Here is a 15,369-nt window from a genome sequence, read left to right as displayed (position 1 = left end):
AGTTCACGGTAGCAGACAGAATTTTAGGCATCCAACCTGCCCCCTCACCCTAGCCCTCTCCCCACAGGGGAGAGGGGACCCATTGTGCCAGGCAATTAACGGCACCATTTTTCCTGCTGAAGCTCCAGTAATAGCAGCATCATCAGCGCCTGGGCGTAGGGTACCGGGGCCATAGCGATATCGCAGTAATATTGCAGATCCGGCCCGACCATCGTCCCTTTTGACGCTTCCAGTAAGATCCCATCGTCGATCCTGTCGCGCAGCGCATGCCAGGCGCGCATCGCGTGATCGGCCACCTTCTCGTCGAGGATCCCCATTCTGACGCCGCGCAGCATGCCGTAGGCGATCCCGGCGGTGGCGGAAGATTCTTGCGGCGATAAAGGATCGTCGAGCAGCGTGTGCCACATGCCGTTGTCGGCCTGAAGCTCGCACAGGGTATTCACCTGGCGCGCGACCACCACCGAGAGGTAGCGCTTCACGCTGGCATCGAGGCTGTCGCCGAGCAGGGCGATAAATTCCGGGATCGCCACGGTGATCCACGCGTTGCCGCGCCCCCAGAACGCTTCGGAGAAGTGATGTTTACCGACAAAGGTCCAGCCGTGGTACCACAGCCCGCTCGCCGGTTCGCACAGGTAGCGGGTGTGCAGCAGGAACTGGTACGAGGCTTCGTCGATCAGATCTTTGCGCTTCAGCACCACGCCTGCGGTACCGAGGAACAGGCAGGTCATAAACAGCGTGTCGTCCCACAGATGACCGGTGTTCGGCTGCTCTTTCACCACATGCTGGAAGCCGCCCTCTTCGGTTTTTGGCAAGGTGCGTAACAGCGCGTCGGCCCAATCGTTCACCACCTTCAGCAGATCGTCCCGCCCGGTGTGCCCGGCCACCAGCGCGAGGGTGATCATCGGCGCGGTGGTGTTGATCTGGATTTCCGGCAGCCCTTTCGCCAGCTGATCTTCATACCAGGTGAGGATCGACTGCTGGAGGCGAGCGTCATTCTGCTGGCGCGCATACTGCCAGAAGCCGTACAGGCCGACGCCCACTTCCCATTCCCACTCTTCGAAGTGGATGGCAAAACCTTCACCTCCGCGGGTGCCGACTTCACCCATATTTTTCAGGCGGCAGAAGCCCTGAACCACCTGCTCCAGCAGGCCATTTAATGCTGCGTTGTTCATTGCGCGTCTCCTGACACCGTGACCTGAATTTCATTGCCCACCAGCGTCGGGAACGCGGCAGCATTGCCGTTGTGCTGGCAGTTGCCCTGCCCGTCGAGCTGCATCAGCGTGTGCTGGCTATCCATCACCCGCGCGACGTCGCCTTGATGTTCAATGCGCAGCGCCTGGACGCGCTGGCAGAAGGCGCTAAAATCACCCTCGCCCACTTCCAGCCACCACGCCACGCGGCGGCCTTCGGCGCGCACTTCATCGCCGTTGACGGTGAGCGGCTGCGAGCACAGCACGGCGGCAAACGCGTTGCCCGACCGTACCACCACGCCCTGTGCCAGCGGGAGCACCTCATCAAAGGCTTCGGCGTGAAGATGCAGATGTGTCCAGCCGAGCGCATCGCGTTCGTCCAGTTGCCACAGCAGCATCGCCTGATTTTCTACCTGCATCACACGCGGCAGCACGCCGTTGCCCGCCCAGAAGGAGGGACGCGCTTCGCTGCCCGGTGCCACATCACCCGGATGGTTCACCCACAGCCGCGCCTCGGGACGTGCGGCAAACTGCACATCCACCAGATGCTGCTGATGCCCGCGCTCGCCGCTGTGGTGATCCACGCAGCTCGAGAGACAGACCGTTGGCTGCTTCCACGCCACAATGTTGCCGCCGCCGCACTGATAGTGGGCGCTGAGCGTACCGTGGGTTAAGCGCGCGTAGCGTGCCGATTCTAACGGTGGCACGTAGTCGCTCAGGCAGAAGAACGGCAGCGAGGCGCACTTACGATTGACGTGCCCGCCGCCCCAGGCGACGTGGCCGAAGGCGGAAAGCTCGGTCATCTGGCCTGCCAGCAGCTCTTTTTCATACACCCGGCCCATGGTGCCCGCGGCAATGCCGGATTGGTAATGCAGCGAACTGGTTTGCATCAGGCGGTCAATCAAGCGCTGGGCGCGCTGGCGCAGCGTGGCATCGTCGGCTAGCTGGTAGAGCGCAAACAGGCCGATGTAGTCCACCGGGTAGTAAGGCGCGGAGTTCCACTCAACAAAGCCCTGCTGCTCGACCGCATCGAACCAGGCGTTCAGGCGTTGAGCAGCCACCGCCTGTTGTTCGCGGCCCGTGCGGCCAGAAGCAATAAAGCGTTCCTCCGGGAACATTTGCCCGGCAAGGTACTGGGCGGTGTGGAAGCACAGCGCGTGGTTTTCGCTCCAGTACCACATCACGTCGTTGCCCAGTTCGTCGTACCAGTAGCGATAGCCGACAATGGCGGAGCGCACGCGCTTCCAAAGCACCGCCGGGAAGTGTTCGCCGTGAAAGTCGCGCCAGATCCACAGCAACGGCACCATCGAGAAATCCGAGCAGTCCTGGCGGGCGCTGATACGTTGCAGGGTGCGAATCAGTAATTCCTGCGCCTGCGGGCCGGTATCGCCCACGTGCAGCATGGCCAGCAAGCGCCCGGTGCGCGGTACGCCGTGCTCGGCGATGTAGCTCAGAGCCACGCGTTTGCGGGTCTCCAGCACCCCTTCGCCGCCGGGCAGCGCCTCATGGGGCAGCACGGTGACGCTAAGATGGCGGCTCATGGTGACATCACCCAGCGAGGCGGTCAGCGTCAGGCGGTAGTGGCCCATGCCGATTGAGGCCGGAAGCGGGAGCGTTAGCTCGCCGCTGCCGGTGGCGAGCAGGCCGAAATCCAGCGGCGTCGTCGGGATGCCATCGTTGCCGAGGCTGTGGACCGCGCCGCGCAGCGTCAGGGTCATATTGGCCTGGCAGCCCAGCATCAGACGCTGGTCGCGGGCGGTGAGGGTCGCGGGTAGCGAGTCCATAAACTGCGCCAGCGCTTCCACATACACCGTATCCATCGTCGGCAGCCCTGCCTCAAGCGGATGCTCACCAAGATAGATCATGCGAAAAGCAAAAATCGTGTCGCGTTCAAATAGCTCGTCAAGGTGGATCAGCAGCGCGTTCTCCCCCTGCTGAAGCGGAATCTCAACGGCCTGCGTTTGCAGCGTATTGCGCGTGAACGGCGTGAAGCAGGCGACCTGCTCGCTGCCGTTCCAGATACGCACGCCGCCACAGGTGGCAATCTCGAAAGGATAGCGGCCGGTATGCGGCGCACGCAGCGTCACGCGCAGCCAGCGCTGGCTGTGGGTGGCAACGGGCTGCACGCCCGAAAAGGTGACGGTATCGCAGTGTCCGGTCCAGGTGACCTCGTTTGCCGGTAACGCCTTCTCTGGTGACACGGCGCGCCTGGCGAAATCGCGACGGAAGATGCGCCGACAGAATGCGTCCCCCGCCGGGCCTTTACCGTTAGCGAACCGATAGTCCATCGGTTCATCGACCGCTTCGCCCGTGAAAAACTCTGCAAACCGCTCATTGTGCGGCATTGACACCGTAAAACGCGTCAGCGCTTCGCCCGCAACCAGCCTCATCATGCTTTCCTCAATAACCGCTAAGTAATGGCTCGTTATTTTCTGGAAACGGTACGCCACAGGCTATGCGGATAAGCGCGGGGTTTTGCGGAACTGCCCGGTCATTCACAATCCTGACCGGGCGCGGGGATAAAACGTGATGAATATCACATGAGAATAGCTACCAGCCCATGGTGAAACGGGGAAATTCACGTTTTCCGGCAGTAGAGCGCGAAGGTGAAGTGATCGTCATCACACTTTACCCCTTCAACTGCGTCAGCTCGTGGCTCAGGCTGTCGGCCAGCATGCGCACGCGGGTTGGATCGAACATCACGTGCAGCCCCGGTGAGGCATCGGTGTGCTGGGCACAGAAGCTGTCCATCTCCGCTGCGCAGCGGTACAGCTCCTGAATATTGACCTGGCAAATCTCGCGCATGCTCCAGCTGTTTTCTACCAGCCGCGCAAAGTGGAGGGTGAAGAAGGCTTTCTGGGCGTGGCGGAACAGCAGGCAGTAGAGGTCAAAGCCCTGCCACTCCTCCTGCCAGCGTTTTTGCAGCGAATACGGGAACGCCGCGCGTTCGGCAAAGGCGAGCGCCTGCTCGCGTAGCGTCACCGCCGCCTGCCAGGCACCGTCTTTCTCTTCGGCAATCAGCGACAGGTTGCGCCCGGAGGTCTCAACATCGCTGGCGCTGAAGAAGATGTCGCGCTCAGAGCCCGGCAGCCAGTGGTTGCGATTGAGCTGGCCGTACAGGCTCCACACCGCCTGACCGTAGCTTGCGGGTACCTGGCTGTGGCGATGGAAGACGTGGTCGCGTACGTAGATGGCCTGATACAGCACCTGCCCGGCCTGCGCCATCAGCGACTGAAACTCTTCAAACGTTGCCTCATCGGGCCGCCAGCCGTAGCATTCATCCAGCCAGTGGGTCAGCAGCGCCGCGCGGGTTAGATGTTCATCTTCGCGGGCGAGGATCTGGCTACAGGCTACCAGGTTGCACTCGCTCAGCGTGCCGATGATCCAGTGGTTATCGACTCCTTCCCAGCTGGTTTTGCACACCGCGCCGTTGATGCTGGTGTTGCCACGGCACCACAGCAGGCGCCCCTGTAGCTCGTCGATGCGCGGGAACGGAAACACGCCCCAGCCCACCTCTTCGCCCACCAGATCGAGCTCCACCCAGACGTCGCGGTTTTCCACGTCGAGCAGCGCTGGGTTATTGGGAAACGTTGGCCAGAAGCGTTCCGGCGTGAGTTTGATCGACACCGACACGCATTCCGGTAGAGTGCGAACCGCCTCCATCACGTTAGCGATATCGTGGTTGCCTGCCGGGAAGGCGCGCAGCACCAGATGTTTATTCTCCCGCATCATCGCCCGCGCCATGGCGCTAAAACACTGGGTGTAACGCGACAGGCTGCGTGGGTCGATATGCGGCGAGGGGTCGTCCTGACCGGTCAATTCCCAGTTGGGACGAGAGACCGGCAGCAGGCCGTCGGTATTGGAGAGCGCCACCAGCAGTCCACTCATGGCGGGAATTTGCTGGCACAGTAGCGTGAGTTTATCCGCCAGATACTGACACCAGAATTCCACGTCAAAGCGGATGCTGCCGTCTTTATCAATCAGCTGCGGGTGCGCCGCCAGCAGGTCGGCGGGGAAGCTAAGCTCTTTAGCCTGAAGATAGAAACGCAGCCCCTGCTTGTGGCAGTAGGCCGCCAGGCGGTTGAGGTAGACGCAGCGGGCACGCTGCTGGCTGGAGAGGCGATCGTTGTACTGGTGCGGCGTGTAGCCCTTCGGCGAGACCAGCTTGTCGAACAGGTCAACCTGCCCGACAATCACGGTATTAAAATCATGGCGGGCCGCCCACTCCACCAGTTCGCAGGCTTTCTCCCAGTTCCAGAACTCTTGATTATTCAGTTCCAGCGCACGCGTTTTCCACATCGTCTTCTCCCTCACGCCACCTCGGCGAGCGGCTATTGTTAGCACAAATAGGGGAGAACATTCAGCGTCCTGAAGTGCGCTACTTCACAATAAAACGCGTTGGGGCGAAACAATTGAGCAGGCGATGCAGGATAAACACCATCGTCAGGGTCGCCAGCAGCGAGATAGTCACCGAGGTGGCGCGATACACATCGCTGAACACCAAATCACCGTCCGGCTGTAGGTTCTGACCAAACATAATGCCGATGGTGGTGATACTGGCGAATCCGACGCCCGCCCCGACCTTCTCCATCACGTGCAATCGTGCGCTGAACGCTAGCCCTAAGCCGATAAGCGGCATCATCAACAGCATATGGCTACTGTGATCGTAGAGGATCAGTTGTATCACCAGAATGTACAGACAGGCCAGCACCACGCCCACTACGCGCCAGATTGAGCTGATCACCGCGCCACGATAGTGCATCGGGAAGAGGATCAGGATCCCCGCCATCAGTGCCGAGAGCGAGTCGCTCAGGTCGCTCACCTGGAAGACGATAAAGATAATCGTCGCCACCGTGCCCGACAGCAGCGATTCATGGCGCACCCGCGCCGCGTCCTTTTCAATCAGCGGCGGTGGCTTACGCGGTTCGGCATCCGGGATCAGGTAATGCATCAGCGCGCTCAATGCCACCGCCATCACGCTGGCCTCAATATTCGAAAACAGTAGCGTGTGCCAGTTCGCGGAAGGGTAGCTCATAAAGTTGAGCATCACGCTCTGGCAGACCACGCCCATCGAGCCAAACAGGAACAGCGGCCCCTGGCTCATAAAACGAAAACGCACCACGTACAGCGCAAACACTACCGCCGTCATGATGACCGGCCATTGGCTGAGATAGCCGATGATCAGTACCATTTCGAGGCAGTTCAACGACGCACTGAAGATAAACTGCTTGGCGACGTGGCGGTTAAATACCGGTACTAAAGACATTAACAGCAGCGGGTAAACGACGAAAAACACGCCGTAGTGAGTATCGTAAAACGTCGAGATACTCAGCGCCACCATACCGGCAAAGGCGATGCGCAAGGTCTGACGGAAATCATTCGCCGTGTAGACGATGTTGCCGTGAGGGGTAAAGACCTGCGCGAGGGTTTTAATAGACATAGTGCAGCCAGCTAATCAGGTGGATTTGCAGCCCTGAGAAGAAGCGGGCGAAGCCGCCCTCGCTGTTATACAGCTGTACCGTGGCGCGCGCGCCGGTCGGCAGGGTTTTATCCAGCGGTTCGTCGAGCGCCACGTGAATGCGCATACGCTGCGCGTCACGCACCCAGCGCGTGGATTGCTCCGGCTGCGACAGCTCACCGTTTACCGCTTCCTGGCCTGCGAGGATCCCCGCATCGCTGCTGGTCACCTTCGCGGCAAACACCTGGCCCGGCAGTGCATCAAACACTACCGCTGCGTCGGTACCCTGTTTGGTATGACGCAGGCTCTTCTCACGGAAGTCGGCCACGATATCGGTTTTCTGATTCACCACCGCCATCACCGCGCTGCCCGCCGAGGCATAAAGGCCAGGGCTGAGCTGGAGGTTACTGACGGTGCCGTCCGCTTCGGCGCGGATTTTCGTCCAGTCGAGATTGAGCTGCGCTTCCCGCAGCGCCGTTTGGTACTGCTGAAGGGTAACGTTGCGATTATCGTCACGCTCGCCGCGCTGAATTTGCAGATTGTGGATCGACGCACGAAGCGCGCTGACCGACTGCTCGCTGGTCTGCCAGGTGGTGCGGACTTTATCGAGGTCCGACTGCGAGACGTTCTGCATGCGGCTCAGGCTCTGGTAGCGATCGTAGGTCACGCGGTCGTTGCGGGCCGTGAGCTGCGCGGTCTTGAGATTCGCTTGTGCTGCGGCAATCTGGGCATCAAGCTGCTGATTGCTCAGCTTAGCCTGTGCCAGCGCCAGCGCGGCGGAATCAACCTTGTTCTGGAATGGCGTCGGGTCCAGCTCATACAGCAGGTCGCCCTTTTTCACCGTGCTGTTGTTATGCACGTAGACCTGCGAAACGTAGCCGGAGACGCGCGAAGAGATAGGCGTCACGACGCGCATCACCGTGGAGTCCGGCGTCAGCGGGATCCAGATGTCGGCAACGATAAAATAGAGAAACATCAGCAGGAAAGAGGCAATACTGACCCTTACCCAGCGGGCAAACTTCTGTTCTGGCGTCATCATGGTGTTTAGTCGGTTTTATTATTTTCTTCGCGGATATTCCGCAGATTGCAGGCAATTTGATTCAGGGTGTCGCTAAACTTCGCGATGTCGTCGGCGGGAATGCCGTTAGCGACGCGAGTCTGGAAGGCTTCAATCACCTGGTTTAGCGTTTTGAGTACGGCCCGACCTTCGTCGGTGAGCGTCAACAGGCGGATGCGTTTGTCGTACGGTGAGACGGTGCGCTGCAGGTAGCCCTGCTGTTCCAGTAACGTGAGCGTACGCATCAGCGGCGGCAGTTCAATGCCCTGCATCTCCGCAAGCTCACTGACCGAAACGTTGTCACCCAACTGATGAAGCTGCATCAGCACCGTCCAGCTAGACTGGGTCAAGCCGGTATCGGTAATCGCGTGATCGATGATTGAACGCCACTGGCGTACCACCATCGCCATACGCATACCCATTGGGCGGCGGGCAAACAGTTCATCTTCGGTCATGACACTCTCCGATCGTTTCGTATCACTACGATAATACTTACCATGATAAGTATCAAGGAACGAAGAGGCTAAACCGCATGGATTGTAAAACGGGGCTATCTGGCCGCCATGTATTCCACGTCCATAGAAACGCAGTTAACAAAGCCAATACGCGCCAGCGACGTAATGGGGCCTCGTGCGGTGAAAGGAACCCGGTACTCTTCATCTTCGATAGTCACCTCACCGAAGCGAAGTTCGGGGGTCATCGTACCGAGCTGGCTTTTTTCCTGATACCAGCGCGGGAAGCGGCCGCGTAAATAGTCCTCTTTCACCCGCAAGAGCGCTTTACGGGAAAAATCCGGACGACAGGCCGACGTCGTATCGGGGAAGGCTTCATGGACAACGCATATCGTCGAAATGCCCGCAGTCAGCAGGCCACAAAATAGTGCAATCACTAATAATGTCTTTTTCATGCTGAAGGTAGGTTATGTTGAGTTAATGTATTATCACGTCGGAGTATTCTAGAAACATAAGGGGGTATGTAAACCCGCTCGTTGGTATTGTTGCGTAAATATCGAATAAATAACTCAGTAAAAAAGATGAGTCACCGTAATATATTCATACTGATTGTCGATAATCTCCTTTAATTGTTTTATGTCGCCTCCATTCATAATAATTCCATTTATTTTTACACCATCAAAATAACGAAGTCTAATAACTCAGAAAGACAATTTTTATCTATTTCTGGGCACCTGCATTCAGAAATAACGTCGTTTCACGGTGAAGGGGTAGACAGCGCAGGCGGTTTGGTGGCAGGATAAAAAGATGAACACAAACGTGACCGTTATCCGCTCCAACCGTTGGTGGCTGCCTTCATAACAGGCGGCTCGGGTTACGTTATCTTTTTTCAAAGCCGCCGAAAGGCGGCTTTGTTGTTTCTCAGTCTCGTCTTTCGGCTTTATATCTCATAAGGAACGACTGATGAACACCACCCATACTATCCTGACCGGCGACCGTCCTACCGGCCAACTGCATCTCGGCCACTATGTCGGCTCTCTGCGCCAGCGTGTGCAATTACAGCATGAGCATCAGCAGTTTATTCTGATTGCCGACCTGCAGGGGCTGACCGACAACGGCAGCAATCCGCAAAAAATCAGCCACAATATTCTCGAAGTCATGGCCGACTATCTGGCGGTAGGTATTGACCCGAGTCGCACCACTCTCTGCCTGCAATCTGCTCTGCCTGCGCTGGCGGAGCTGACCGCGCTGTATATGAATATCGTTACCGTGGCCCGCGTGGAGCGTAACCCGACGGTGAAAAACGAGATTGCGCAGAAAGGTTTCTCCCGCTCGCTACCGGTCGGCTTTATGGCCTATCCAATTAGCCAGGCCGCCGATATTACCGCTTTTAACGCCGATCTCGTGCCGGTAGGTGACGATCAGCTACCGATGATCGAACAAACCAACGAGATCGTGCATAAGATGAATAGCCTGACCGCCGACCCGGTGCTGTGCCACTGCAAAGCATTGCTGAGCGACGTGAGCCGCCTGCCGGGCATTGATGGCAGCGCGAAGATGTCGAAATCGCTCGGCAATACGCTAACTCTTAGCGCCAGCGAGTCTGAAATCCATCAGGCGGTGAGCGCCATGTACACCGACCCCAACCACCTACGCGTAGCCGACCCAGGGCAAATCGACGGCAACGTGGTCTTCACCTACCTCGACGCATTCCATCCCGATAAAGCGCTGGTCGCGGACATGAAGGCGCACTACCAGCAGGGCGGACTGGGCGACCGACAGTGCAAAAACGTGCTGGAAGCGTGCTTACAGGAACTGCTGGCCCCTATTCGTGAACGCCGTGCGACCGTGATTCAGGATAAAGGCATGCTGCTGGAACTGCTGCGTCAGGGCAGCGAACGGGCGCACGAGGTCACTCAGCAGACGCTGCACGCGGTCAAACGCGGGCTTGGGCTGCCGGTACTGTTCTGAGCGCCATGAGGGCACGGGAGCAGCCGCGCCCTCTTCTACTTTGATTAATTGTGTTAAAGCTTTCGCAAACCCATGTTAACGGCATGGACATAATGAATGTCGGTGTTAGTATGACATTGACAGTAGCTATATTTATGCGTGTTTCATTTACGGCCAGGATTGCTGACGATGACCACATGAGTAGCACTCTTCACAGCATCCTTTCCTTTCTTTCAAGACGAAACGCGCGCACTCAGCAACAGGGAACAAAGCGGGTAGCGTATGGACAAATTCAAGCAGCATTGGGCCTGGTATATCGTCGGTATCGTGGTGGTGATTGCCGCCGTAGCGTGGTGGATGCTTCGCCCGCCGGGGCTGCCGGCAGGGTTCGCCAGCAGTAACGGCAGAATTGAAGCCACGGAAGTGGATATCGCCACCAAGACCGCCGGACGTATCGAGTCGATCGTCGTCAAAGAGGGGCAGTTTGTCCGCCAGGGTGACGTGCTGGCCCGCATGGACACGCGGGTGCTGAACGAGCAGCGCCTGGAAGCCGCCGCGCAAATTAAAGAAGCGCAGAGCGCCGTCGCCGCAGCCAAAGCCTTGCTGGATCAGCGTCAGAGTGAAATGCGCGCCAGCGAAGCTATCGTCAAACAGCGCCAGGCGGAGCTGGACTCCACCGCCAAACGTCACGCCCGTTCCAGCACGCTATCACAGCGCGGCGCCGTTTCCGCGCAGCAGCTTGACGATGACCGCGCCGCCGCTGAAAGCGGCAGGGCTTCACTCGAGTCCGCCCGCGCACAGGTCTCTGCCGCCCGTGCGGCAATAGAAGCCGCCCGCACCAGCATCATCCAGGCGCAAACCCGCGTCGAAGCCGCCCAGGCAACCGAACGCCGCATCATGGCCGATATCGACGATAGCGAACTGAAAGCCCCGCGCGATGGGCGCATTCAGTACCGCGTGGCCGAGCCGGGCGAAGTACTGGCCGCCGGTGGGCGCGTGCTGAATATGGTCGACCTTGCCGACGTCTACATGACCTTCTTCCTGCCCACCGAGCAGGCCGGGCTTCTAGCCATAGGCAGCGAGGTGCGCCTCATCCTCGATGCCGCGCCGGATCTGGTGATCCCCGCCAATATCAGCTTTGTGGCAAGCGTTGCCCAGTTCACGCCGAAAACCGTCGAAACCAGCGATGAGCGGCTCAAGCTGATGTTCCGCGTCAAAGCGCGCATTCCGCCGGAACTGCTGGCCGAACACCTTGAGTATGTGAAAACCGGCCTGCCGGGGATGGCCTACGTGCGTCTGGATAACCAACAGCCGTGGCCTGCCACGCTGATGGTGAGGTTGCCGCAATGAAACAGGATATCCACCCCGCCGTCGCCAGACTGGAGCACGTCGGCCAGCATTTTGGCGCCACCGTCGCGCTGCGCGATATCTCGCTGACCATCCCCTCCCGCCGCATGGTGGGGCTGATTGGCCCGGACGGCGTGGGAAAATCGAGCCTGCTGTCGCTGATTGCCGGCGCGCGGGTAATTGAGCAAGGCAACGTGATGGTGCTGGGCGGCGATATGCGCGATGCTCGGCACCGCCGCGATGTCTGCCCAAAAATCGCCTGGATGCCACAGGGGCTGGGGAAAAACCTCTATCACACGCTGTCGGTCTACGAGAACGTTGACTTCTTCGCGCGGTTGTTTGGTCATGATAAAAGCGAGCGTGAAGCGCGCATCGACGAGCTGCTACAAAGCACCGGGCTGGCACCGTTCCGCGACCGCCCGGCGGGGAAACTCTCCGGCGGAATGAAGCAAAAGCTCGGCCTGTGCTGTGCGCTGATCCACGACCCGCAGCTACTGATCCTCGATGAACCGACCACCGGCGTTGACCCGCTCTCGCGCGCGCAGTTCTGGGAGCTTATCGACAGCATCCGCGAGCGCCAGCCGGAGATGAGCGTGCTGGTCGCCACCGCTTATATGGAGGAGGCCGAGCGCTTCGACTGGCTGGTGGCCATGAACGCCGGGGAAGTGCTGGCCACCGGCAGCGCGGAACAACTGCGCACCCACACCAATAGCCAGACGCTGGAACAGGCGTTTATCGCCCTGCTGCCGGAGGCGCAACGTAATGCACACCAGCAGGTTGTCATCCCACCGCGCGATACCCGCGAGGAGGAAATCGCCATTGAAGCGCGTGGGCTGACCATGCGCTTTGGCAACTTTGTCGCGGTGGATCACGTGAACTTCCGTATCGCCCGCGGCGAGATTTTCGGCTTTCTCGGCTCAAACGGCTGCGGTAAGTCCACCACCATGAAGATGCTGACCGGGCTGCTGCCCGCCAGTGAAGGGGAAGCCTGGCTGTTTGGTCAGCCGGTCGATCCAAAAGATATCGAGACTCGTCGTCGGGTCGGTTATATGTCACAGGCCTTTTCGCTCTACAGCGAGCTGAGCGTGCGTCAGAACCTGGAGCTGCACGCGAAGCTATTCCACATTCCGGATGACGAGATCCCCGCACGAGTTGCCGAGATGAGCCAGCGCTTTATGCTCACCGAGGTGGAAAACGCCCTGCCCGCCGCGCTACCGCTCGGTATTCGCCAGCGCCTGTCTCTGGCGGTGGCGGTTATCCATCGACCTGAAATGCTGATCCTCGACGAACCTACCTCCGGCGTGGATCCGGTGGCCCGCGATATGTTCTGGCAGCTGATGGTTGACCTGGCGCGGCAAGATAAGGTCACCATCTTTATCTCCACCCACTTTATGAACGAAGCGGAGCGCTGTGACCGCATTTCGTTAATGCACGCGGGCAAGGTGTTAGCCAGCGATACGCCGCAGGCGCTGGTTGAAAAGCGCGGTACGGCCACGCTGGAAGAGGCGTTTATTGCCTATCTGCTGGAGGCTTCCGACCCTGTTCCGATTACGGAGATGGTGGAAGCCCCCGTTAAACCCGAGAGCGATCCACCGCGTCAGGCCTTTAGCCTTCGCCGTCTGTTCAGCTACAGCCGGCGTGAAGCGCTGGAGCTGCGGCGCGATCCGGTGCGATCGACGCTAGCGCTGCTGGGAACGGTGATCCTGATGTTTATCATGGGCTATGGGATCAGCATGGACGTGGAGGATCTGCGCTTTGCGGTGCTCGACCGCGATCAAACGGTCAGCAGCCAGGGCTGGTCGCAGAACATTGCCGGTTCGCGCTATTTTATCGAGCAACCGCCGCTGCATAGCTACGATGAACTGGACCGCCGAATGCGCGACGGGGAGCTAGCGGTCGCCATCGAAATACCGCCAAACTTTGGCCGTGATATCGCCCGCGGTACGCCGGTGCAGATAGGCGTGTGGGTCGACGGCGCGATGCCAAACCGCGCGGAAACGGTACGCGGCTACGTGCAGGCGATGCACCTTTCGTGGTTACAGGAGATGGCCGGGCGACAGCCTTCTGCCAGCCGGGATACGTCGTTGATTTCTATTGAAACGCGCTATCGCTATAACCCGGATGTGAAGAGTCTACCGGCGATCGTTCCGGCGGTGATCCCATTGTTGCTGATGATGATCCCAGCGATGCTTAGCGCGCTGAGCGTGGTGCGGGAAAAAGAGCTGGGTTCGATCATCAACCTGTACGTGACGCCCACTACTCGCACCGAGTTTTTACTCGGTAAGCAGATGCCTTACATCGTGCTCGGGATGTTCAACTTCCTGCTGCTCTGCGCGCTGTCGGTGTTCGTTTTTGGCGTGCAGCATAAGGGAAGTTTCCTGACACTGACGCTGGCGGCGCTGCTGTACGTGACTATCGCCACCGGGCTGGGGCTGTTGATTTCCACCTTTATGAAGAGCCAGATCGCCGCCATCTTTGGGACGGCAATTATTACGCTGATCCCGGCTACTCAGTTCTCCGGAATGATCGATCCGGTCGCGTCGCTTGAAGGGCCGGGGCGCTGGATTGGTCAGATTTACCCGACCAGCCACTTCCTGACCATCGCCCGCGGCACTTTCTCAAAAGCACTGGGGTTAGGTGACCTGTGGGCATCGTTTATTCCGCTGCTGATTGCCGTACCGCTGGTGCTGGGATTAAGCGTGTGGCTGCTGAAAAAACAGGAGGGATGATGCGCGGATTACGCAATATTTATAACCTCGGCGTGAAGGAACTGCGCAGCCTGTTGGGCGATAAGGCAATGCTGACGCTGATTGTGTTTGCCTTCACCGTTTCGGTCTACTCTTCGGCAACGGTGATGCCGGGCTCCCTGCATCTGGCGCCGATTGCTATCGCCGATATGGATAAATCGCAGCTCTCATCACGGATTATCAACGGCTTCTATCGGCCGTGGTTCCTTGAGCCGGAGCTGATAACCGCCGATGAGATGGACGCGGGGCTGGATGCTGGGCGTTACACTTTCGCCATCAATATTCCTCAGAATTTTCAAAGAGATGTGCTGGCAGGAAGGCAGCCGGATTTGCAGGTTAACGTCGATGCCACCCGCATGAGTCAGGCATTTACCGGCAATAGCTATATCCAGAATATCGTGACCGGCGAGGTGAACAGCTTTGTGGCACGGTATCGGGATAACAGCGCGTTGCCGGTGGAACTGGCGGTGAGGATGCGCTTTAACCCGAACCTTGAGCAGGCGCGTTTTGGCGCGGTGATGGCGATTATCAACAACATTACGATGCTGGCGATCGTGCTCACCGGGTCGGCGTTGATCCGCGAACGCGAGCACGGCACGGTCGAACACCTGCTGGTGATGCCGGTGACGCCATTTGAGATTATGCTCGCCAAAGTCTGGTCGATGGGGCTGGTTGTTCTGGTGGTGTCAGGGCTGTCGCTGATGCTAATGGTGCAGGGGATCCTGCAGGTGCCGATAGAGGGATCAGTCCCGCTGTTTATGCTGGGGGTTGCGCTGAGTCTGTTCGCAACAACGTCGATCGGCATTTTTATGGGGACGATCGCGCGATCGATGCCGCAGCTTGGGCTGTTGATGATCCTGGTGCTGCTGCCGCTGCAGATGTTGTCCGGTGGTTCGACGCCGAGAGAGAGCATGCCGCAGCTGGTTCAGGACATTATGCTCACTATGCCTACGACGCATTTCGTGAGCCTGGCGCAGGCTATTCTCTATCGCGGTGCCGATTTTGCTATTGTCTGGCCGCAGTTTTTGACGCTGCTGGCAATTGGCGGGGCATTCTTCGGGATTGCGCTGGTGCGTTTTCGTAAGACGATTGGGGAGATGGCGTAAGGTTTGTAGGCCGGATAAGGCGTTTTCGCCGCCATCCGGCAGCGTGCTTTCCTTTTCCACAC

The 15,369-nt window shown here is 58.9% G+C and carries 11 protein-coding genes; 4 read left to right on the top strand and 7 right to left on the bottom strand.

Annotated features, from left to right (window positions below):
* Nucleotides 1–95: 95 nt before the first annotated feature.
* The 7 genes from bglB to GKAS_RS24950 form a co-directional block, all read right to left on the bottom strand.
* A complete protein-coding gene (gene bglB / locus GKAS_RS19095; RefSeq protein ID WP_035896495.1) occupies nt 96–1,172 on the bottom strand; it encodes a beta-galactosidase BglB in 1,077 nt (358 codons plus the stop codon).
* Nucleotides 1,169–3,580, bottom strand: a complete 2,412-nt coding sequence (locus GKAS_RS19090) for a hypothetical protein (RefSeq protein WP_115074835.1) — start codon at nt 3,578–3,580, stop codon at nt 1,169–1,171. The genes bglB and GKAS_RS19090 overlap by 4 nt, the downstream gene beginning before the upstream one ends.
* Nucleotides 3,581–3,818: 238 nt before the next feature.
* Nucleotides 3,819–5,489 carry a hypothetical protein gene (locus GKAS_RS19085; RefSeq protein WP_035896494.1) on the bottom strand — a complete coding sequence of 557 codons (1,671 nt, stop codon included), beginning with the start codon at nt 5,487–5,489 and terminating at the stop codon, nt 3,819–3,821.
* A gap of 79 nt (nt 5,490–5,568) precedes the next feature.
* Nucleotides 5,569–6,630, bottom strand: a complete 1,062-nt coding sequence (locus tag GKAS_RS19080; protein ID WP_035896493.1) for a DUF2955 domain-containing protein — start codon at nt 6,628–6,630, stop codon at nt 5,569–5,571.
* Nucleotides 6,620–7,687, bottom strand: a complete 1,068-nt coding sequence (locus GKAS_RS19075) for an HlyD family secretion protein (protein ID WP_035896492.1) — start codon at nt 7,685–7,687, stop codon at nt 6,620–6,622. Before GKAS_RS19075 ends, GKAS_RS19080 begins: the two co-directional genes overlap by 11 nt.
* 5 nt (nt 7,688–7,692) lie before the next feature.
* A complete protein-coding gene (locus GKAS_RS19070; protein ID WP_035896491.1) occupies nt 7,693–8,160 on the bottom strand; it encodes a MarR family transcriptional regulator in 468 nt (155 codons plus the stop codon).
* A gap of 95 nt (nt 8,161–8,255) precedes the next feature.
* Entirely contained in the window at nt 8,256–8,612 is a 357-nt protein-coding gene (locus tag GKAS_RS24950) for a YebF family protein (RefSeq protein WP_115074833.1), read from the bottom strand.
* A gap of 508 nt (nt 8,613–9,120) precedes the next feature.
* Here GKAS_RS24950 and trpS point away from each other — a divergent pair.
* From trpS to GKAS_RS19045, 4 genes are all read left to right on the top strand, one after another.
* A complete protein-coding gene (gene trpS, locus GKAS_RS19060; RefSeq protein ID WP_035896489.1) occupies nt 9,121–10,128 on the top strand; it encodes a tryptophan--tRNA ligase in 1,008 nt (335 codons plus the stop codon).
* Between the two features lie 261 nt (nt 10,129–10,389).
* Entirely contained in the window at nt 10,390–11,457 is a 1,068-nt protein-coding gene (locus GKAS_RS19055) for an HlyD family secretion protein (protein ID WP_035896488.1), read from the top strand.
* On the top strand, nt 11,454–14,183 hold the full coding sequence (gene rbbA, locus GKAS_RS19050) for a ribosome-associated ATPase/putative transporter RbbA (protein ID WP_035896487.1): 2,730 nt from the start codon (nt 11,454–11,456) through the stop codon (nt 14,181–14,183). Before GKAS_RS19055 ends, rbbA begins: the two co-directional genes overlap by 4 nt.
* Nucleotides 14,183–15,307, top strand: a complete 1,125-nt coding sequence (locus GKAS_RS19045; RefSeq protein WP_035896486.1) for an ABC transporter permease — start codon at nt 14,183–14,185, stop codon at nt 15,305–15,307. Before rbbA ends, GKAS_RS19045 begins: the two co-directional genes overlap by 1 nt.
* Nucleotides 15,308–15,369 lie beyond the last annotated feature (62 nt).

Origin of the sequence: Kluyvera ascorbata ATCC 33433 (genome assembly GCF_000735365.1) — a bacterium.
In the GTDB taxonomy this organism is placed as follows: domain Bacteria; phylum Pseudomonadota; class Gammaproteobacteria; order Enterobacterales; family Enterobacteriaceae; genus Kluyvera; species Kluyvera ascorbata.
This window is presented reverse-complemented; position numbering and strand designations above follow the sequence as displayed.